25 protein-coding genes are annotated in these 20,423 nt (G+C 53.9%); 13 read left to right on the top strand and 12 right to left on the bottom strand.

Translation table 11 applies throughout. The features are described 5' to 3' along the window. Nucleotides 1-53: 53 nt before the first annotated feature. Complete coding sequence (gene yhbY / locus ETA_RS02815; RefSeq protein ID WP_012440100.1) at nt 54-347, top strand: ribosome assembly RNA-binding protein YhbY; 294 nt, start codon at nt 54-56, stop codon at nt 345-347. Nucleotides 348-642: 295 nt separating this feature from the next. Here the strand turns inward: yhbY and greA are convergent, their stop codons facing one another. After that, nucleotides 643-1,125, bottom strand: a complete 483-nt coding sequence (gene greA / locus ETA_RS02810) for a transcription elongation factor GreA (RefSeq protein WP_012440099.1) — start codon at nt 1,123-1,125, stop codon at nt 643-645. 249 nt (nt 1,126-1,374) lie between these two features. Between greA and dacB the strand changes: the two genes are divergently transcribed. Genes dacB through pmrB form a run of 3 tightly spaced genes read left to right on the top strand, consistent with a single transcriptional unit; the run spans nt 1,375 to nt 4,527 of the window. Further along, entirely contained in the window at nt 1,375-2,808 is a 1,434-nt protein-coding gene (dacB, locus tag ETA_RS02805) for a serine-type D-Ala-D-Ala carboxypeptidase (protein WP_012440098.1), read from the top strand. A gap of 4 nt (nt 2,809-2,812) precedes the next feature. Next, entirely contained in the window at nt 2,813-3,475 is a 663-nt protein-coding gene (gene pmrA / locus ETA_RS02800; RefSeq protein ID WP_012440097.1) for a two-component system response regulator PmrA, read from the top strand. Continuing rightward, nucleotides 3,472-4,527 carry a two-component system sensor histidine kinase PmrB gene (pmrB, locus tag ETA_RS02795; protein WP_012440096.1) on the top strand — a complete coding sequence of 352 codons (1,056 nt, stop codon included), beginning with the start codon at nt 3,472-3,474 and terminating at the stop codon, nt 4,525-4,527. The genes pmrA and pmrB overlap by 4 nt, the downstream gene beginning before the upstream one ends. Before the next feature lie 166 nt (nt 4,528-4,693). Here the strand turns inward: pmrB and cgtA are convergent, their stop codons facing one another. The 4 genes from cgtA to rplU form a co-directional block, all read right to left on the bottom strand. Continuing rightward, the gene (gene cgtA, locus ETA_RS02790; RefSeq protein WP_012440095.1) at nt 4,694-5,872 is read right to left on the bottom strand and encodes an Obg family GTPase CgtA; all 1,179 of its coding nucleotides are present in this window, start codon (nt 5,870-5,872) and stop codon (nt 4,694-4,696) included. Beyond that, nucleotides 5,869-6,855 carry a DMT family transporter gene (locus ETA_RS02785; RefSeq protein ID WP_049778773.1) on the bottom strand — a complete coding sequence of 329 codons (987 nt, stop codon included), beginning with the start codon at nt 6,853-6,855 and terminating at the stop codon, nt 5,869-5,871. The genes cgtA and ETA_RS02785 overlap by 4 nt, the downstream gene beginning before the upstream one ends. Before the next feature lie 112 nt (nt 6,856-6,967). Further along, the gene (gene rpmA / locus ETA_RS02780; RefSeq protein ID WP_012440093.1) at nt 6,968-7,225 is read right to left on the bottom strand and encodes a 50S ribosomal protein L27; all 258 of its coding nucleotides are present in this window, start codon (nt 7,223-7,225) and stop codon (nt 6,968-6,970) included. 15 nt (nt 7,226-7,240) lie between these two features. Beyond that, nucleotides 7,241-7,552, bottom strand: a complete 312-nt coding sequence (gene rplU / locus ETA_RS02775) for a 50S ribosomal protein L21 (RefSeq protein ID WP_004155106.1) — start codon at nt 7,550-7,552, stop codon at nt 7,241-7,243. Between the two features lie 257 nt (nt 7,553-7,809). Here rplU and ispB point away from each other — a divergent pair, with 257 nt between their 5' ends. Both ispB and ETA_RS02765 read left to right on the top strand, forming a co-directional pair. Continuing rightward, entirely contained in the window at nt 7,810-8,784 is a 975-nt protein-coding gene (gene ispB, locus ETA_RS02770; protein WP_012440092.1) for an octaprenyl diphosphate synthase, read from the top strand. A gap of 316 nt (nt 8,785-9,100) precedes the next feature. Then, nucleotides 9,101-9,361: a helix-turn-helix domain-containing protein gene (locus ETA_RS02765; protein WP_042959237.1), complete on the top strand. Its 261-nt coding sequence runs from the start codon at nt 9,101-9,103 to the stop codon at nt 9,359-9,361. A gap of 45 nt (nt 9,362-9,406) precedes the next feature. On the opposite strand, the gene murA is transcribed toward ETA_RS02765, so the two are convergent. The 7 genes from murA to mlaF form a co-directional block, all read right to left on the bottom strand. Continuing rightward, nucleotides 9,407-10,669 (bottom strand): UDP-N-acetylglucosamine 1-carboxyvinyltransferase, encoded by a 1,263-nt coding sequence (gene murA / locus ETA_RS02760; RefSeq protein WP_012440090.1) that lies wholly within the window; start codon nt 10,667-10,669, stop codon nt 9,407-9,409. Nucleotides 10,670-10,748: 79 nt separating this feature from the next. Next, nucleotides 10,749-11,003: a BolA family iron metabolism protein IbaG gene (gene ibaG, locus ETA_RS02755; protein ID WP_012440089.1), complete on the bottom strand. Its 255-nt coding sequence runs from the start codon at nt 11,001-11,003 to the stop codon at nt 10,749-10,751. A gap of 227 nt (nt 11,004-11,230) precedes the next feature. Beyond that, on the bottom strand, nt 11,231-11,527 hold the full coding sequence (mlaB, locus tag ETA_RS02750) for a lipid asymmetry maintenance protein MlaB (RefSeq protein ID WP_012440088.1): 297 nt from the start codon (nt 11,525-11,527) through the stop codon (nt 11,231-11,233). Then, on the bottom strand, nt 11,527-12,162 hold the full coding sequence (gene mlaC, locus ETA_RS02745; RefSeq protein ID WP_012440087.1) for a phospholipid-binding protein MlaC: 636 nt from the start codon (nt 12,160-12,162) through the stop codon (nt 11,527-11,529). The genes mlaB and mlaC overlap by 1 nt, the downstream gene beginning before the upstream one ends. Then, complete coding sequence (gene mlaD, locus ETA_RS02740) at nt 12,162-12,722, bottom strand: outer membrane lipid asymmetry maintenance protein MlaD (protein ID WP_012440086.1); 561 nt, start codon at nt 12,720-12,722, stop codon at nt 12,162-12,164. Before mlaD ends, mlaC begins: the two co-directional genes overlap by 1 nt. Nucleotides 12,723-12,725: 3 nt before the next feature. Beyond that, nucleotides 12,726-13,508, bottom strand: a complete 783-nt coding sequence (gene mlaE / locus ETA_RS02735; RefSeq protein WP_012440085.1) for a lipid asymmetry maintenance ABC transporter permease subunit MlaE — start codon at nt 13,506-13,508, stop codon at nt 12,726-12,728. A gap of 7 nt (nt 13,509-13,515) precedes the next feature. Further along, nucleotides 13,516-14,328 (bottom strand): phospholipid ABC transporter ATP-binding protein MlaF, encoded by an 813-nt coding sequence (gene mlaF, locus ETA_RS02730; protein ID WP_012440084.1) that lies wholly within the window; start codon nt 14,326-14,328, stop codon nt 13,516-13,518. A 222-nt stretch (nt 14,329-14,550) separates the two neighbouring features. On the opposite strand from mlaF, the gene ETA_RS02725 reads away from it, so the two are divergent. The 7 genes from ETA_RS02725 to rpoN are packed head-to-tail and all read left to right on the top strand — an operon-like array spanning nt 14,551 to nt 20,423. Next, nucleotides 14,551-15,531, top strand: coding sequence for a calcium/sodium antiporter (locus ETA_RS02725; protein WP_012440083.1), 981 nt, complete (start codon nt 14,551-14,553; stop codon nt 15,529-15,531). 12 nt (nt 15,532-15,543) lie between these two features. After that, on the top strand, nt 15,544-16,533 hold the full coding sequence (gene kdsD, locus ETA_RS02720; RefSeq protein WP_193345522.1) for an arabinose-5-phosphate isomerase KdsD: 990 nt from the start codon (nt 15,544-15,546) through the stop codon (nt 16,531-16,533). An 18-nt stretch (nt 16,534-16,551) separates the two neighbouring features. Further along, entirely contained in the window at nt 16,552-17,118 is a 567-nt protein-coding gene (gene kdsC, locus ETA_RS02715) for a 3-deoxy-manno-octulosonate-8-phosphatase KdsC (protein ID WP_012440081.1), read from the top strand. Next, entirely contained in the window at nt 17,115-17,690 is a 576-nt protein-coding gene (gene lptC / locus ETA_RS02710) for an LPS export ABC transporter periplasmic protein LptC (protein ID WP_012440080.1), read from the top strand. The genes kdsC and lptC overlap by 4 nt, the downstream gene beginning before the upstream one ends. After that, nucleotides 17,662-18,210, top strand: coding sequence for a lipopolysaccharide ABC transporter substrate-binding protein LptA (gene lptA, locus ETA_RS02705; protein WP_012440079.1), 549 nt, complete (start codon nt 17,662-17,664; stop codon nt 18,208-18,210). Before lptC ends, lptA begins: the two co-directional genes overlap by 29 nt. 5 nt (nt 18,211-18,215) lie before the next feature. Next, nucleotides 18,216-18,941, top strand: coding sequence for an LPS export ABC transporter ATP-binding protein (gene lptB / locus ETA_RS02700; protein ID WP_012440078.1), 726 nt, complete (start codon nt 18,216-18,218; stop codon nt 18,939-18,941). A 48-nt stretch (nt 18,942-18,989) separates the two neighbouring features. Next, the gene (gene rpoN, locus ETA_RS02695; RefSeq protein ID WP_012440077.1) at nt 18,990-20,423 is read left to right on the top strand and encodes an RNA polymerase factor sigma-54; all 1,434 of its coding nucleotides are present in this window, start codon (nt 18,990-18,992) and stop codon (nt 20,421-20,423) included.

Below are 20,423 nucleotides of genomic sequence, written 5' to 3'. Positions count from 1 at the left end.
AGAGATGGCGGTAGAATGACCCGTTTTCAATCCCAATGTAAGTAAAATATACGATGAATCTGAGTACCAAACAAAAACAGCACCTGAAAGGTCTGGCCCATCCGTTGAAGCCAGTTGTTATGCTGGGCAACAATGGTTTGACCGAAGGGGTGCTGGCCGAAATCGAACAAGCACTTGAGCACCATGAACTTATCAAGGTGAAAATCGCCACAGAAGATCGTGAAACGAAAACCCTGATTGTTGAGGCAATCGTGCGCGAAACACGTGCAGTTAACGTGCAGGTTATCGGCAAAACGCTCGTGCTGTACCGTCCAACGAAGGAACGCAAGATCGCCATTCCGCGCTAGAGCAAGATTACGGCCGACATCGCCGACTTCCTGCCGGGCTACGATTCTGGAGAAAGTGCCACGCTCCTGACTCTGATAAAAGGCCGCCCAGCGGCCTTTTTCTTATCTTTACAAAAACATTCACCTGCACTGAATAATCTGCGTCCCATTAAAACGGCAACGGTTCTTATCCCGGCAAGCTGACACAAGTCAGTGATCCGCATGTACGACAGCATTGGCGGGGTGGGTCTACACACCGTGTGCAGCCATACACGCAAAACTCATCTGTGACGAATATTCTTGAGAGTAGCAGAAATCAGAGATATTCCACTTTTACGATTTCGTACTCGACATCGCCGCCGGGGGTTTTGATGACGGTCACATCATCAGCGACTTTACCCACCAGGCCGCGCGCCATCGGTGAATTCACCGAGATCAAATTTTGCTTAAAGTCCGCTTCATCATCGCCAACGATGCGGTAGGTTGACTCTTCGTCAGTCTCTACATTCAGCACGGTCACGGTCGCACCGAAGATCACTCGGCCATTGGCATTGCCGGCCATTTGGGTGACATCAATCACCTGGGCATTCGACAATTTCGCTTCAATTTCCTGAATGCGTCCTTCGCAGAACCCCTGCTCTTCACGCGCGGCATGATATTCCGCGTTTTCTTTCAGATCGCCGTGTTCACGCGCATCGGCAATTGAGGCAATAATTCTGGGCCGTTTGACGGTTTTCAGCTCTTCCAGCTCTTCGCGCAGCTTGTCCGCGCCCCTTAACGTCATCGGAATCTGATTCATCTCAATACCTCGTAAAATCTGTCCTGTTCAAAGTGCCGCCGTCCTGACGACTAGTATGCAGAAAAGGCGTTCTGCGGCGTCTGTTACTGATTTAAAACGAAAGAAACCTGACCCGGAGCAAGCTCCAGGCCAGAATCAATTTCGCAATTTGATACGTATTTTACCCCAGAGTTCCATAGGGGTCATCGTTTACTTTCCACCACGATGCACCGTAGTATGGCAGCATCACCTGTCTGTTACCGCGAGATTATGCGATTTTCACGAATTGTTACCGGCATTACCTGCGCATTTATGCTGCAAGCGCAGGCTGCGCCCGTCGAAGAATACAGCGAATTTTTACCCGACGGCGCAAATCTGGCGCTGATGGTACAGAAAATTGGTGCGGCTGCGCCATCAATTGATTACCACAGCCAGCAGATGGCGTTACCAGCAAGTACGATGAAAGTCATCACTGCCCTGGCTGCTCTGTTACAACTCGGCCCTGACTACCGTTTCCATACCCAGCTGGAAAGCAAAGGCAGCCTGAGTGGTAATACGCTGCGTGGCGATCTGGTGGCACGCTTCGGCGGTGATCCCACGCTGACGCGTCAGGATCTGCGCAATATGGTGACGACCCTGAAAAAGCAGGGAGTCGAGCACATTGAGGGCAACCTGGTCATCGATACGTCGGTGTTCGCCAGCCACGACAAGGCCCCAGGCTGGCCGTGGAACGATATGACCCAGTGCTTCAGCGCACCGCCGGGGGCCGCTATCGTCGACCGTAACTGCTTCTCGGTATCGTTATACAGCGCACCAAACCCGGGTGATAAAGCCTTTATTCGCGTGGCGTCTTATTATCCGGTCAATATGTTCAGTGAAGTGCGCACGCTGGCAAAAGGCTCACCCGACGCCCAGTACTGCGAGCTGGACGTGGTGCCCGGCGAGCTAAACCGTTTCACGCTAACCGGCTGCCTGACGCAGCGTGCTGAACCGCTGCCGCTGGCGTTTGCGATTCAGGATGGTGCCAGCTATGCCGGGGCGTTGCTGAAGGCAGAGCTACAGAATGCCGGAATTGACTACAGTGGCCATCTTGTCCGCCAGACGTTGCTAACCGAGCCTGCCACGGTGCTGGCGCAAACCCAGTCGGCCCCGCTGCACGACCTGCTGAGGATCATGTTGAAGAAGTCGGATAATATGATCGCCGATACGATATTCCGCACCATCGGCCGCGAGCGTTTCGGCGTGCCGGGCACCTGGCGAGCGGGTTCCGATGCCGTGCGTCAGATCCTGCGCCAGAAGGCAAATATCGATTTGGGCAACAGCATTCAGGTGGATGGTTCGGGGCTGTCGCGCCACGATTTAATTTCTCCCGCCACCATGATGCAGGTCCTTCAGTACATTGCGCAAAACGACGGTCAGCTGGACTACATTTCGATGCTGCCGCTGGCCGGTCATGACGGCACACTGCTTTATCGCGGCGGTCTGCACGAGGCGGGCGTTGACGGTAAGGTTTCGGCCAAAACCGGTTCACTTCAGGGCGTCTATAATCTGGCCGGCTTTATGACTACCGCCAGTGGCCAACGCGTGGCCTTTGTGCAGTTCCTGTCAGGCTATGCCGTCCCGCCGCAGGATCAGCGCCAACGCCGCATCCCTCTGGTTCGCTTCGAAAGCCGACTGTACAAGGACGTTTACCGGAATAACTGATCTGATGAAAATATTGATCGTAGAAGATGATGCGCTGCTGCAACAAGGCCTTAGCCTCGCCCTGAGTGGGGAAGGTTATGCCGTTGACTGCGCGGCGAATGCGGCTCAAGGGGCTGCATTTTTGCAAAGCGGTCAGTATAGCCTGGTGGTGCTGGATCTCGGCCTGCCGGATCGGGATGGAGCCCATCTGCTGCGTCAGTGGCGTAAAGAGCAGCAGGACCTGCCGGTGCTGATCCTCACTGCGCGTGATGCGCTATCGGATCGGGTCGATGGGCTGGATGCCGGTGCCGACGACTATCTGATTAAACCCTTTGCGCTGGCGGAGCTGAAAGCGCGCGTTCGTGCGCTTATTCGCCGCTATCAGGGAAAAAGCGATAACCTGTTGCAGCATGGCGATATCTCCCTCAACCTCTCCTCGCAGCAGGTGGCTGTCGACCTTCAGCCGGTGGACGTCACGCCCAAGGAGTTTTCACTGTTAACCCGCCTGCTGATGCGTATTGGTCAGACGGTGCATCGTGAAACATTGCAGCAGGATCTCTACAGCTGGCAGGATGACACCTCCTCGAACACGCTTGAGGTTCACATTCATAATCTGCGGCGCAAGCTGGGTAAAGAGCGAATCAAAACGGTACGCGGCGTGGGTTACCGGCTGGAAGAACGCCCATGAACAGTATGCGTAAGCGTTTGCTGATCATGCTGGCGCTGATCCTGCTCAGCTGTCAGCTCATGAGTGCATTATGGTTATGGCACGAGAGTCGCGAGCAGATCGGATTTCTGGTCAATGAAACGCTCACGGCCCACGCGCGCAATGAACAGGTCGAGAATGAGATCCGCGAAGCGGTAGCCTCATTGCTGCTGCCTTCGCTGGTAATGGTGTGCTTTACCCTGCTGCTTTCCTTCTGGGCAATCAGCTGGATTATCCGGCCTCTGCGCGCGCTGCAAATCAGCCTGGTCACCCGCTCGGCGGATAATCTTACTCCGCTTCCCCTCCATTCGGAGATGGATGAGATTGCCGCGGTGACCGGCTCATTAAATCAGCTGTTGAGCCGGCTTGACCACTCTTCACAACAGGAACGCCTGTTTACCGCCGATGTCGCCCATGAGCTGCGTACGCCGCTGGCGGGGCTGCGCCTGCACCTGGAACTGCTTGAGCAACAGGGGATACAGCAGGGTGCCATGCTCGTAGCGCGTATCGATCGGTTGATTCACGTCATCGAACAGCTGCTTATGCTGTCGCGCGCAGGCCAGGCTCTGACCGGCGGTCATTACCAAACGCTTAGCTGGCATGAGGTCGTCGATCCGCTGCGGATGGAAATAGACGAGTTGTTAACGCTTCGACAGCAGCGGCTCACGGTCAGCGGTGATACGGGGATCGGGGTACAGGGCGATGCCGTACTGCTCCGTCTGATGCTGCGTAATTTACTTGAAAACGCCTCACGCTACAGCCCCGAGGGCTCAGCCATTACGCTGCTGCTGACGGATGACGTGGGAGGCAGCAACATCACGGTGCGTGATGAAGGGCCGGGCATTGATACCGCCGCCCTGCAAGATGCCGTTAAGCCATTTCATCGCATGGACAGGCGTTATGGCGGCAGCGGCCTTGGCCTGAATATCGTGCAGCGTATTGTACAAATCCATCACGGCCACCTCAGCCTGAACAATCGCAGCGACCGCAGTGGCCTGGAAGCCTGCTGCTGGCTACCACACCAACTGAATTAATACTTTCGGTTGCAGAATAATGCCCACTGTCAGCCTGTCATATCCCCTCGATGCAGGCTTTCGCCGTGAACGGTACAGGATGCCGCCGAACGCAGGAAGGTGGGGGCGATGGCGGGATAGCAAAACGGGACGCCGTTGGTCTGGGTCCCGTTTATTTTAGCGAGGCTTAACGCTGATAGATGGTTTCGACGCCCTCTTCGTCGTCTTCATCCCAGTCGTCGTCCCAGTCATCGTCTTCTTCCACTTCCGGCTGCGCTTCTTCCAGCTGCTGGCGGTGGTAGTCATCCCACATGAATTCGACTTTTTCCGGCTGTTTGGCGACCAGCTCAGCTTCTTTCGGGTTGGCTTTAATAAAGGCCATCACGTCCCAGCACAGCGCATTCACGCCCGCACGGTTTGCAGCAGAAATCAGGTAGTATTTCTCGGTCCAACCCAGCGCTTCTGCAATCGCTTTAGCACGGGACTCCGCCTCTTCCTCATCCAGCAGGTCAACCTTGTTGAACACCAGCCAGCGCGGCTTCTGGAACAGCTTCTCGCTGTATTTTTCCAGCTCGCCAAGGATAATGCGCGCATTCTCCACCGGATCGCTTTCATCGATCGGAGCCAGATCGATGGTGTGCAGCAGAACGCGGCAGCGCTCAAGGTGCTTCAGGAAGCGGATCCCAAGACCTGCGCCCTCTGAAGCGCCTTCGATCAGACCCGGAATATCGGCAACGACAAAGCTTTGTTCGCTGTCCATACGTACTACGCCCAGGCTCGGCACCAGCGTGGTGAAGGGATAATCCGCCACTTTCGGCTTCGCAGCGGAGACGGCACGGATAAAGGTCGATTTTCCGGCGTTAGGCAGGCCAAGCATGCCCACGTCCGCCAGCAGCATCAGTTCCAGCTGCAGGTCGCGTTTTTCGCCCGGTGTGCCCATGGTTTTCTGACGCGGAGTACGGTTAACCGATGATTTAAAACGGGTGTTACCCAGCCCGTGCCAGCCGCCTTTTGCCACCATCATTTTCTGCTGATGATGCGTCATATCGCCCAGGGTTTCACCGGTTCCCTGATCGATAATGCGCGTTCCGACCGGAACTTTAATCAAAATGTCGTTGCCCCGTTTACCGGTACAGTCGCGGCTCTGGCCGTTCTGACCACGCTCTGCGCGGAAAGACTTTTCAAAACGGTAATCGATCAGGGTATTGAGGTTCTCATCAGCCTGCATATACACATCGCCGCCGTCGCCGCCGTCGCCGCCATCAGGGCCGCCACGCGGGATATATTTCTCACGACGGAAGCTCACGCAGCCATTACCGCCATCGCCAGCTACTACCAGGATCGTCGCTTCATCAACAAACTTCATTTTACTTCTCCGTCACTCATACGCCCGGGATCCAATGCGCATGACATCGGAACGGGATTGCTCCGCCGTGGCCATAAGCGATGACCAATTGCGGAAAACATGGCGCCTGACACCACGACAATTGCTCCGACAAACCCTAAGGTATTAAGCTGCGGAATAGCAAAAAAGTCGGGCCAGCCAAGCGATAATAATTCTGAAAAAATCAGGGTAAAAAGAGGCGTCAGCGTCACAATAGCGCTCACCTGTGCCGCCTGCCAGCGTGCGTAGGCTTCCGCCAATGCACCATAACCTACCAAAGTATTTAGCGAGCAAAAAATCAGGCACCCGAGCTGCCAGCGATCTAACTGCCACAGCAGATCAAGGTGTGCCAAAGGCAACATGGCCATCGCACATAAAGTGTACAACAAAAGCAGGATCTGTTGCGAGGCCAGGCGACGCAGCAAAATTTTCTGCGTGACGCCGTACACAATCCACACCAGCGCGGCGCTGACGCCAAGCATGACTCCCCAGGTGTAATTGCTCATGCGGGTAAAAATTTCCACCAGGCTGGTATTAAAGAACATAACCAGACCACAAAGCAGCGTAATGCCGCCAATAATCTGGCTAGCCCGCATCTTCTCCTTCAGGATAAAGACGCTGGCCAGCATCATGCCTGGCGGTGCCAGTTGGGCAATCACCTGGGAGGCCGTTGGGCTTAGATACTGCAACGATGAGCTGAACAGCACAAAGTTACCCACCAGTCCGGCGGTGGCAATCACAACCCACATCAGCCAGCGTGGACGGCGAAAAAACGCCTTAGGGGGCAGCTGGCGCTTCAACGCCAAAATCGCACCCAGCCCAAGAGTGGCAAGGAAAAAACGGTAAAACACCACCGTAAAGGGGTCCATCACCTGCAGCACCAGCTTCATGGCGATAGGGAGCGATCCCCAGCTCATGGCGGTGATCAGCGCTAGAACAATCCCCATTCCTGCCTGTTGTTTGATAACTGACATCAGTGTTCCCGGCAGAATGTAAAAAGCCCCGCAGTCTAGTGCGGGGCTTTTTTTTTCGTCGCAGTGAGCGGCTTAACGGCTGCTCTGCGGCACGAAAACCTGATTACTCAGCAACGATGCTGATGTATTTACGGTTATTCGGGCCTTTAACTTCGAACTGGACCTTGCCATTCGCCGTAGCAAACAGGGTGTGGTCACGACCGCAGCCTACATTGTTGCCCGCGTGGAATTTGGTGCCACGCTGACGAACGATGATGCTACCAGCCAGTACAGTTTCGCCGCCGAAACGTTTTACGCCCAGACGTTTTGCATTGGAGTCACGACCGTTACGAGTCGAGCCGCCAGCTTTCTTATGTGCCATTTGTCAGATCTCCTCTTAGGCGCTAATGCCAGTGATCTTCACATCAGTGAACCACTGACGGTGACCCTGCTGCTTACGGTAATGCTTACGACGACGGAACTTAACAATCTTGATTTTGTCGCCACGACCATGAGCAACGATTTCCGCTTTGATCACGCCACCTGAAACTAAAGGTGCGCCGATTTTAACGTCTTCGCCATTGGCGATCATCAGAACCTGGTCGAACTCAATCGTTTCGCCGGTTGCGATGTCCAGCTTTTCCAAGCGAACGGTCTGACCTTCGCTTACTCGGTGTTGTTTACCACCACTTTGGAAAACCGCGTACATATAGAACTCCGCTTCCGCGCTTGCCTTCTTTTGATTTCAGGCTGCGCTATAAATATTCACAATAGGGCGCGAATTCTACGCAAATTCACCGCTAAAGACAAGTGTCTGTTACGCTGTATTGCAGAAAAAAAACGCAACGCGATTGGGGACCTTTCACCGCCGCGTTTTTCAAGTACAATCTGTAAGACATTTCATGCCACAGGCACGGGTAAAGGCGCTTATCATAGCTGCGAACTGAGCGATAGCTGAACAGACTAATGAACTTAGAACAGATAAACGAACTCACCGCGCAAGATATGGCGGACGTCAATGCGACAATACTTGACCAACTGAACTCAGATGTGTCCCTTATCAACCAGTTGGGTTACTACATTATCAACGGCGGAGGTAAACGCATCCGCCCAATGATTGCCGTTTTAGCCGCGCGGGCAATCAACGACTATGCGGGTAAACAGCATATTACCGTGGCAGCACTGATTGAATTTATTCATACGGCCACACTGCTGCACGACGACGTGGTAGACGAATCCGATATGCGCCGTGGCAAAGCCACCGCCAACGCCGCGTTTGGCAACGCGGCCAGCGTGCTGGTCGGTGACTTTATCTACACTCGCGCTTTCCAGATGATGACGAGCCTCGGCTCGTTAAAGGTGCTGGCGCTAATGTCAGAGGCGGTCAACGTCATCGCCGAAGGGGAAGTGTTGCAGCTGATGAACTGTAATGACCCGGATATCACCGAAGAGAGTTACATGCGGGTGATCTACAGCAAAACGGCGCGTCTGTTCGAAGCGGCAGCACAGTCCTCTGCCATTCTGGCCGGTGCCACCGCATCCCAGGAGCAGGCTCTACAGGATTACGGTCGTTATATCGGCACCGCATTCCAGCTGATTGACGATCTGCTTGATTACAGTGCTGATGGCGATACCTTGGGTAAAAACGTCGGGGATGACCTGAGTGAAGGGAAACCTACCCTGCCGTTGCTGCACGCGATGCGCAATGGAACGCCGGAACAGGCCAGCCTGATCCGCACGGCTATTGAAGAAGGTAATGGACGCCACTTACTGGAAACCGTTCTGGAAACAATGAATCAATGCGGTTCTCTGGAGTGGACGCGCAATGCGGCTGAACAGGAAGCGGATAAAGCGATTGCCGCGCTGAAGGTACTGCCGGAGTCACCGTGGCGATCCGCGCTGGAAGCGCTGGCGCATATGTCGGTCCAGCGTACTTTCTGATAGTAAAATCTCAAGTGAAGCCTGGTACAGCGCCTGGCTTCCTTATTTTACCGCTCCCCTCCCCCTGCTCAATTTCCTGAGCGCTATCAAAACATTCTGAAACAACAACACGCAGTTACCTGAACTTTGCGCATCCTTACGCAAAATAAAGTTTACCTCTGGAATTAACTGGAATTTAGTGGAACTAAAGTGTTATAAAAATCCGGTCAAACCCAGATGTGACTGGTTTTTTATGAAGGGAGATCGGCAAAAAGCTGGTGAACAACGTAGATCACTGACCGCTGTTTTTAAAAAAGTGCTCAAGGAGGATAAGCACGTGAAATATAATCGACAAGACTGGCACCCCGCCGACATTATCGCCGCCTTGCGTAAAAAAGGCACCACGCTTGCAGCACAATCACGACAGGCAGGCTTGAGTTCATCCACCTTAGCCAACGCATTATGCCGTCCGTGGCCGAAAGGCGAATGGATAATCGCGCGAGCGTTAGATATTCATCCATCCAAGATCTGGCCAAGTCGTTACTTTGATATGAAGACCCACCGTCTTATCGACCGCCATGAGCGGACTCCCCGATAAAAAAAGGCCGGTATCACTACCGGCCCTTTTTACTTAGCGAAATGATTACTCTTCGCCGCTGATCCGCTGGATATTTGCCCCGAGGGCTATCAGCTTATCTTCAATATGTTCATATCCACGGTCGATGTGGTAAATGCGATCCACCACCGTGACCCCTTCAGCAATACACCCCGCCAGTACCAGGCTGGCAGAGGCACGCAGATCGGTCGCCATAACCTGTGCGCTGGAAAGCTTCTCTACGCCATGGCAGATCAGCGTATGGCTTTCAATTTCGGCGTGCGCACCCATGCGGGCCAACTCTGGTACATGCATAAAGCGGTTTTCGAAGATGGTTTCAGTAATCACCCCCGTGCCTTCAGCCACCAGATTCAACAGGCTGAACTGAGCCTGCATATCGGTTGGGAAGCCGGGATGCGGTGCCGTGCGCAGACTGACCGCCTTCGGGCGTTTACCGTGCATGTCCAGGCTTACCCAGTCATCGCCGACCTCAATTTCCGCCCCGGCTTCGCGTAGCTTGGCCAGCACCGCATCCAGCGTGTCGGGCTGCGCCGCGCGGCAGATAACTTTACCGCCGGAAATCGCACCTGCCACCAGGAAAGTACCGGTTTCAATACGGTCAGGGAGCACGCGATAAACACCGCCACCGAGGCGCTCAACGCCTTCAATAGTGATGCGGTCACTGCCGGCTCCGGAGATTTTCGCGCCGAGGGTGTTAAGGAAGTTGGCGGTATCAACAATTTCCGGCTCACGCGCGGCATTTTCGATAACGGTGGTGCCCGTAGCCAGCGTTGCCGCACTCATAATGGTGACGGTTGCCCCAACGCTGACCTTATCCATAACGATATGCGCCCCCTTCAGGCGACCATCGACAGACGCTTTAACGTAACCTTCTTCCAGCTTGATCTCGGCACCAAGCTGCTCAAGACCGGTAATATGCAGATCGACCGGTCGGGCGCCGATAGCGCAACCGCCGGGAAGCGAGACCTGTCCCTGCCCAAAACGTGCCACCAGTGGACCCAATGCCCAAATGGAGGCGCGCATGGTTTTCACCAGCTCATAAGGGGCGCAGTAGATATCGACTTTGCTGGCATCCAGGTACACAGAACCATTTCGTTCAGCCTTCACGCCAAGCTGGCTGAGGAGCTTCATCGTGGTATCGATATCTTTCAGTTTTGGAACATTCTGGATCTCTACCGGCTCTTCAGCCAGCAGAGCAGCGAACAGGATCGGTAATGCGGCATTTTTAGCACCGGAAATTGTGACTTCACCACTCAGCCGGGTCGGACCCTGTACACGAAATTTATCCATTGCAACTACTCTCTGTTGTCAGACAATAAATCTGCTGTGCAGCCCCTCACCACAAAGCGCGTGGTGAAATCTGCGCAGCTTAAAAACCGTTTAGCTTACGGTCACGCGCCCATTCTTCAGGGGTATAGGTCTTGATAGAAACCGCATGAATACGGTTATCGGCAATATAAGCCATCAGGGGAGCATAGACCGTCTGCTGCTTCTTAACGCGGCTCAGCTCGCCGAAAAGTTCACCGACAGCGATGACCTGAAAATGGCTGCCATCGCCGCTCACGTGGACTTCCTGCAACGGTAACGCGCTCATTAGCACGGACTGAATTTCACTATTTTCCATGAGGCTTCAAATTTCACTTGATAATAAACAGGCGTACATCTTAGTGGAATCTGCCCTACTCTTAAACAAACAAAAAATGTCGGAGGCATAAGAAAAAGGCTAAATCAGGGTCCACAACAGGATGGGCGCGGCACATCATAAAGGGCCAGAACGGCCCTTAGGGAATGAAAGGTAATAAAGTCAATATGTTCCCGCCTTTCACACGGCGAGCGGCGCTCAACAGATCCCTAATCGCTGCTGCTGATAATTTTTTGCAGGTTATAAAGGGCGATCAGCGAGTTCAACCTGTCATTGATACCGGTAAAACGCGGATTTCTGCCGTGCAAGATAGCAATTTGACGCAGATGGACCAATAACGCCAGCCCTCCAGAGTCGACGCGTTCCAGCCCGGAAACATCGATACTCTCCACGTGCTCCATCACCTGCTCACGCTGCTGCCACAATGGCAGTAGCGTTTCACGCTCCAGCTCACCGATGAGACAAAGCTGCCCCGCCTTCATCTCCCAGCGCAGTTGATCGCTCATTATGACTGTTTGTCCAGCGTGACGGGCTGCTGTGCATTGGACTTCAGCCGTTCGGTTAAGCCATCAATCCCTTTCTGACGCAGAAGATCGCTCCACTCATTCTGCTTAGTGGTGATCATACTCACCCCTTCGGCGATCATGTCATACGCCTGCCAGTGGCCGTTAACGCTGTTTTTACGCCATTGGAAGTCCAGACGCACCGGCGGGCGGCCGTTAGGATCGATGATAGTGACGCGGATAGCGATAATATTCGCCCCATCAATCGGCTGCTCTGGCGCAATTTGATAGGTCTGGCCACTGTACATCGCCAGGGCCTGGCCATAGGCCTGAACCAGATAGTCGTTGAAGGCGTTGAAATAGGCATCACGCTGCGCAGGAGTGGCATCTTTATAGTAACGCCCCAACACCAGTGCACCTGCGTATTTTACCTGTACGTAAGGCAGCAGCTCCTCGCGCACAATCTGACGCAGGTAATCAGGATTTTTCCTGATAGCAGGTTGTTCATCCTTAAGACGAGTGAAGGTTTTGGCTGCAGCTTCATCCATCAGCTTGTAAGGATTAGTCTGGTCAGCGGCGGCATTCACCGCTAAGGGTGCCAAAACCAGCATCGCTACCATGAGTAAACGTTTAAACATTATTTTCCCTCTTCTGGATTATTCGCTGCTTCAGGGGCTGGCTGCCCCTGAACGGGCTTATCACCTGCAGCAGGTGGATTCTTTACATCACCGTTGCCGCTCTTGTAAAGAAACTGGCCGATGAGATCTTCCAATACCATCGCAGACTTGGTGTCCTGAATAGTACCGCCATCTTTCAGTATAGCGGTTCCCATTTCCGGATCGTCAAAGCCGATATTCAGCGCCAGATACTGCTCCCCCAGCAGGCCGGAGGTGCGCACCGCCAGCGAGCTGGTATCGGGGATGTTGTTGTACCGATCGTCAATATCCATGCTAACCTTGGGCGAGTAGTTTTTTGCATCGAGCGTAATGTCCGATACGCGGCCAATGACCACCCCGCCGACTTTTACCGGAGAACCCGGCTTTAATCCACCCACGTTATCGAAGGTCGCATACAGCTTCCAGGTCGTCACGCTGCCGAGTGATTTGAGATCGGTCACGCGCAGACAGAGAAAAATAATTGCGCAGAGCGCTAACAGTAAAAAGGCACCTACCCAAATTTCACTTTTTTTTGTTTGCATTGCTTAGTTCCCAAACATCAGTGCCGTAAGCACAAAATCCAGACCAAGTACTGCCAGTGAAGCATGTACTACAGTACGCGTTGTTGCCCGACTTATCCCTTCAGACGTCGGAATGGCATCGTAGCCGTTGAACAGCGCAATCCATGTCACGGTCAGCGCAAATACGGCGCTTTTTATCGTACAGTTGATAATATCAGTGCGCAGATCGACCGCATTCTGCATCGCAGACCAGAAAAACCCCGGATCGATGCCTTTCCAGCTCACGCCAACCAGCGCCCCACCCAGAATACCCACCGCGACAAAGATTAATGTCAGCAGCGGCATGCTGATGAATCCGGCCCAGAAGCGCGGCGAGATAATACGCCGCAACGGGTCAACCGCCATCATTTCCATGCTGGAAAGCTGTTCGGTGGCTTTCATCAAACCAATTTCAGCCGTCAGCGCCGATCCGGCTCGCCCGGCGAACAGCAGTGCCGTCACCACCGGGCCCAGCTCACGCAGTAACGACAGCGCCACCATCATGCCGAGACTGGTTTCAGCGCTGTAGGTTTTCAGGACCAGGTAGCCCTGCAGGCCCAGCACCATACCGATAAACAGTCCAGAAACCACGACGATCAGCAGCGATAACACACCGATGCTATACAGCTGTTTCACCAGCAGCGGCGCATGCTTGCGAAAGCGCGGAATGCCAAACAACGCATGGAACAACATTAATCCGGCGCGACCAAAGGAGGCGCAGAAATTAATTCCCTGACGCCCTAATGACGCCAGCGCTTGTAAAAACATCAGTGTGTTAACTCCCAGAGCCGACTAAATCTTGCAAATAATCCCCAGCGGGGAAGCGGAATGGCACCGGCCCGTCGGCAATCCCATCGATAAACTGACGCACGCGGGCATCGTCATTTTTACGCAGCTCGGGTGCCGTTCCCTGCGCGATCACTTTCTGCCCGGCAATAATATAGGCGTAATCGGCAATGCTCAGCACCTCAGGCACATCGTGAGAAACGACGATGCAGGTCACGCCTAAAGAATGATTGAGTTCGTCGATAAGCTTAACCAATACGCCCATGGTGATCGGGTCCTGGCCAACAAAAGGCTCGTCGAACATAATCAGATCCGGCTCCAGCGCGATCGCCCGCGCCAGCGCCGCGCGCCGCGCCATACCGCCAGACAGCTCGGCAGGTTTGAGATTGGCCGCGCCGCGCAGCCCAACGGCCTCCAGCTTCATTAAGACCGTGCTACGCAGCAAGGGGGCCGGCAAGCGAGTGTGCTCACGCAGCGGCCAGGCCACATTGTCGAATACGCTGAGATCGGTGAACAGCGCTCCCGACTGGAACAGCATGCTCATTTTTTTTCGCGCTTCGTACAGCGCGGAACGGGAAAGTGTTGGAATATTTTGGCCGTTGAACCATATTTCTCCGCTATCAGGCGGGATCTGCCCACCGATTAAGCGTAGCAGCGTGGTTTTTCCAATCCCGGAAGGACCCATGATAGCAGTGACTTTTCCTTTCGGCACCGTAAGAGATATGTTATCGAAAATCGACCGATTGCCGCGGGAAAAGCTGACGCCCCGGACGTCCACCAGATTCGTTCCCGTCTGGCTCATAGTTACCTCGACCCTTATTCTTAGCGATTAATTTACCCCCGATGGTAACGTATTACCCCAGGTGATGAACACTTTTACAGAAACTTACCGCATAAGATGTACCTTGAGTTGCCATAAGTTTTACTTTTTGCTTAGACACCGTCAAAATCACTGCCACCAAAATGACCGTAATCTGTGTGGTATACGGCAGCCGTCGATTATACCCGAATTAAAAGGACATCCATGCTCGTTGCTACAGCACTATTGATTATCGGTTTAGTCTTACTGGTTTACGGTGCCGACCGTCTGGTGTTCAGCGCAGCTATTTTATGCCGCTCTCTGGGTATCCCTCCCCTGATTATCGGCATGACCGTGGTGGGAATCGGAACCTCGTTACCGGAAATGATTGTCTCTTTCTCTGCCGCCACACGCGGGCAGATGGATATCGCCATCGGAACGGCATTGGGATCAAATATCACGAATATTTTGTTGATCCTCGGAGGTGCGGCTCTGCTGCACCCGTTGACGGTGCATTCTAATTTGATTCGCCGCGAACTGCCGCTAATGCTGCTGGTAACCCTGTTATGTGGATTTATCCTGTTTGATAACCAGCTGAGCCGCGGTGATGGCCTGGCGCTGATCGCGATAGCGGTTATCTACCTGCTGTTTATTATTAAAATCGCCCGCCGTGCAGAGCACGAAAATAATGATTCGTTTACCCGCGAACAGCTCGCCGAACTGCCGCGCGATGATAAAGGCAACACGGTTGCCTTTCTGTGGTTAGCGGTTGCGCTGATCGTACTGCCGATGTCGACAAGCATGGTGATCGATAACGCCACGGTGATCGCCGACTACCTTGGGGTCAGCGAACTGGTTATCGGACTGACGATTATTTCTGTCGGCACCAGCCTGCCTGAGCTGGCTACGGTGATTGCCGGGGCGCTGAAAGGCGAAGATGATATCGCTATCGGCAACCTGATCGGGTCTAATATTTATAATTTGGCTATCGTGCTGGGCATTCCGGCATTATTACATCCCGGCACCTTCTATGCTGCGGCTTTCGCCCGTGACTACTGGGTCATGCTCGGTGTCAGCGCAGCGTTTACGCTGATCTGTTTGCAGCGTAGTCGCCGCATAGGACGGCTGGCAGGCGCGCTGCTGCTGTGCGGATTTATCTTTTGGGTGGGCATACTCTACCAATGCCCCTCAGTGACCTTCTGGTAAAAGGACTCAAGAATGATGACGCATCTCGCTAGCGAAAGCGACTTTGATTTTCAACAGGCTGGGAAAGAGGTACTGCGGATTGAACGTGAAGGGCTGGAACAGCTCGATCGGTACATCAATGACGATTTTACCCAGACCTGCAATCTGATTTATCGCTGTCGCGGCAAGGTCGTCGTCATGGGAATGGGCAAATCAGGACACATAGGTAAAAAAATTGCCGCCACCTTTGCCAGTACCGGAACGCCCGCTTTTTTTGTCCATCCCGCTGAAGCCAGCCACGGCGATTTGGGCATGGTTGCCCCAGACGATGTGGTGATTGCCATTTCCAATTCCGGCGAGTCTTCAGAGATTTTGGCACTGATCCCGGTGCTGAAGCGGCGGCATGTGACATTAATCTGCCTCTCCAGCCGGCCAGACAGCTCAATGGGGCGCGCCGCAGATATCCATCTGTGTGTTAAAGTCCCGCAAGAGGCCTGCCCGCTCGGCCTGGCACCGACCACCAGCACGACCGCCACGCTGGTCATGGGGGATGCGCTCGCCGTTGCGCTTTTAAAAGCGCGAGGTTTTACCCAAGAAGACTTTGCGCTTTCCCATCCCGGTGGCGCGCTGGGGCGCAAGCTGCTACTGCGCGTTGATGATATCATGCACTGCGGCAACGATATGCCACACGTTGGCCGCGATGCTTCACTGCGTGATGCCCTGCTTGAGATCACGCAAAAGAACATGGGGATGACGGTTATTTGCGACGATTCGATGCGAATAGAAGGTATCTTCACCGATGGTGATTTACGCCGCGTCTTTGATATGGGCATTAATATTCAGCACGCCAGTATCGAAAGCGTGATGACCCCAGGCGGCATTCGCGTCCGGCCTGGCACGCTGGCAGTGGATGCACTGAACCTGATGCAAACCCGGAATATTACCTGCGTCATGGTCGCTGAGAACGATCGGCTACTTGGCGTGATCCATATGCACGACATGCTGCGCGCTGGCGTAGTTTAATCAAGGAAGCGAAGAATAATGAGTCATCCAGCAACGACCGCCGACACCTGTTACGGGCCGGTAAACCACCAGGTGCTCGCCAAAGCACAGCACATTAAACTGTTAATCTGCGATGTGGACGGCGTGATGTCGGACGGCGTGATTTATCAGGGTAACAACGGCGAAGAGCTCAAAGGCTTTAACGTGCGCGACGGCTACGGTATTCGCTGCCTGCTGACGTCGGGAATAGAAGTGGCCATTATTACCGGGCGCAAAGCCAAACTGCTGGAGGATCGCTGCGCCACGCTGGGAATTACCCATCTTTATCAAGGGCAGTCAGATAAGCTTTTGGCCTTCCGTGAACTTCTGGATACACTGGCACTCGACGCTCACCAGGTGGCTTACATTGGTGACGACCTTATCGACTGGCCGGTTATGGCCGAGGTGGGTCTGAGCGTGACGGTTGCAGATGCGCATCCCATCCTCCTGCCCCGCGCTGACTACGTGACGCGGATCGCCGGTGGGCGAGGAGCGGTGCGCGAAATTTGTGACCTGATTTTAATGGCACAAGGTAAGTTTGAAACGGCTATAGGGCAGTCTGTATGAGCAAAACAAGACGCTGGATGACGCTAATACTGGCGGCGATCGCGATAGTATTAATTGGTTGGAACCTGACGGGCAATGACGGTGGTCAAGATACCGCAACCAGCGGTGAAAATGAACCGACGTATATGAGCGACAATTCACATACGTTGATCTACAGCCCCACGGGCGTCATCAGTTATAAGCTGGTTTCTGACAAAGCGACCTATTACGCTACCGATGCGGTAAGCTGGTTTGATAACCCGGTGCTGACGACATACGATGAGAATAAGGTGCCGTCCTGGTCGGTCCGTGCTGATAAAGCCAAACTCACTAACGATCGGATGTTGTATCTCTACGGGCATGTGCAGGTGGATAGCCTGACTCAGGATGCACAGCTTGAGCGGATTAAAACGGACAACGCGCAGGTTAACCTGACGACCCAAGATGTCACTTCAGAGGATCGGGTAACGCTTTATGGCCGGAGCTTTAACTCTACCGGCATGAAGATGCGTGGAAATTTGCGGAACAAAACTGCCGAGTTGATTGAAAAGGTCAAAACATCTTATGAAATTCAAAATGAACAACAGCATTAAACTCCTGACGGCCAGCCTGTTGCTGGCGATTAGCGTTCCGGTACTGGCGCTGACCGACGACTCCAGCAAACCCGTCAACGTAGATTCAGAGAACCAGGCGCTGGATATGCAGGGTAACGTGGCAACCTTCACGGGCAAGGTGGTGGTGACCCAGGGCAGCATCAAAATCACGGCGGACAAAGTGGTGGTGACGCGTCCGGGCGGCGACAGTAAAAAAACCATCGTGGACGCCTATGGGAATCCTGCAACGTTTTACCAAATGCAGGATAACGGTAAACCGGTTCAGGGCCATGCTCAGAAAATGCATTATGAGTTGGCAAAAGATTTGGTCGAGTTAACCGGCGGCGCCTATCTCGAACAGCTCGACAGCAATGTGAAGGGCGATCGCATTACTTACCTGGTTAAAGAGCAGAAAATGCAGGCCTTCGGTAACACCGGCAAACGCGTTACCACGGTGCTGGTGCCATCACAGCTGCAGGACAAAAACTCACCGTCCAACGGTCAGAAGAAGAGTAATTAACAAATATGGCAACCTTAATTGCAGAAAACCTGGCGAAGGCCTACAAGGGCCGCCGTGTGGTTGAAGATGTCAGCCTGCAGGTTAAGTCTGGCGAAATCGTTGGCCTGCTTGGCCCTAACGGGGCGGGCAAAACAACAACATTTTATATGGTTGTAGGCATCGTGCCGCGCGACGCGGGGCGCATCGTGATTGATGACGAGGATATCAGCATTCTGCCGCTGCACGCGCGCGCGCGCCGGGGGATCGGCTATCTACCGCAGGAAGCCTCTATTTTTCGTCGTCTTAGCGTTTACGACAATTTGATGGCGGTCCTGCAAATCCGTGAAGATCTCACCAAAGAACAACACGAAGATCGCGCGAACGAACTGCTGGCAGAGTTCAATATTGAGCACCTGCGCAACAGCCTGGGCCAGGCGCTGTCTGGGGGAGAGCGCCGCCGTGTGGAAATTGCCCGCGCGCTGGCCGCCAATCCGAAGTTTATCCTGTTAGATGAGCCTTTCGCCGGAGTCGACCCAATCTCCGTTATTGATATAAAAAAAATTATTGAACATCTGCGTGACAGCGGCCTGGGCGTACTGATCACTGACCATAACGTCCGTGAGACGCTGGCGGTCTGTGAACGTGCCTATATCGTCAGCCAGGGGCACTTAATCGCCCACGGTACACCGGAAGCGGTCCTGGCCGATGAGCAGGTGAAGCGTGTCTATTTAGGTGAAGAGTTCAGACTCTGATAAGGTGTTCACCTTAGGTACGATTTCTGGGGAATAAGCATCCTGAATATGAAGCAAGGTTTACAACTCCGGCTAAGCCAACAGCTTGCCATGACGCCACAGTTGCAGCAGGCCATTCGCCTGTTGCAGCTCTCGACGCTTGAACTACAACAAGAAATTCAGCTGGCGCTGGAAAGTAACCCGTTGCTTGAACAGACCGATCTTCATGAAGAGGTCGACAGCCGCGAATATCAGGAAACCGAGGCGCTGGATACCAGGGAAGCGCTGGAACAGAAGGATATGCCGGAAGAGCTGCCGCTGGATGCCACCTGGGATGAGATCTACACGGCGGGTACGCCTTCTGGAACGGGCACTGACTATCATGACGATGAACTGCCCGTCTACCAGGGGGAAACCACGCAGACGCTACAGGATTATCTGATGTGGCAGGTCGAGCTGACGCCCTTTAGCGATACCGACCGGGCGATTGCAACGTCGATTGTCGATGCCGTTGATGATACCGGCTATCTGACGATTTCACTGGAGGAAATCCTCGACAGCATGGGTAACGACGAGCTGGCACCCGATGAAATCGAAGCGGTGCTCAAGCGCGTGCAGCGTTTTGATCCCATCGGCGTCTGCGCCCGCGATCTGCGCGATTGCCTGCTGGTGCAGCTATCGCAATTCGCCCATGACTATCCTTTCCTCAAAGAGGCGCGCCTGATTGTCAGCGAGCATCTCGATCTGCTGGCAAACCACGATTTTCGCAGCCTGATGCGCGTCACGCGCCTGAAAGAAGACGTGCTGAAAAGCGCGATGCAGCTGATCCAGACGCTCGACCCCAGGCCCGGTCAGTCGATTAATACACAGGAACCTGAGTATGTCATCCCTGACGTATTGGTGCGTAAAATCAGCAATCGCTGGGCGGTTGAGCTCAATGCTGACAGCGTGCCACGCCTGAAAATCAATCAGCATTACGCTTCTCTTGGCTCAAGTTCGCGCAATGATAGCGACTCGCAGTTTATCCGCAGTAACCTGCAGGAGGCGAAGTGGCTGATCAAAAGCCTGGAAAGCCGGAACGATACCCTGCTGAAAGTGACCCGCTGCATCGTTGATCGGCAGCAGGCTTTTTTTGAGCAGGGTGAAGAGTTTATGCGCCCGATGGTGCTGGCAGATATCGCCAGCGCGGTCGAGATGCACGAGTCAACGATTTCGCGTGTCACCACGCAAAAGTACCTGCACAGCCCGCGCGGTATTTTTGAACTCAAGTATTTTTTCTCCAGCCACGTCAACACGGAAGGCGGAGGCGAAGCTTCGTCTACGGCCATTCGTGCGCTGGTGAAAAAATTAGTCTCGGCGGAAAACCCCGCCAAACCGTTAAGCGACAGCAAGCTCACCTCCATGCTTTCCGAACAGGGAATTATGGTCGCCAGGCGTACTGTGGCAAAATACCGAGAGTCTTTATCCATCCCGCCATCAAACCAACGTAAACAGCTGGTCTGA

The sequence above is a fragment of the Erwinia tasmaniensis Et1/99 genome (genome assembly GCF_000026185.1).
GTDB classification, from domain to species: Bacteria; Pseudomonadota; Gammaproteobacteria; order Enterobacterales; family Enterobacteriaceae; genus Erwinia; species Erwinia tasmaniensis.
The sequence above is the reverse complement of the archived record's forward strand: the minus strand, read 5'-3'. Positions and strand labels throughout refer to the sequence as shown.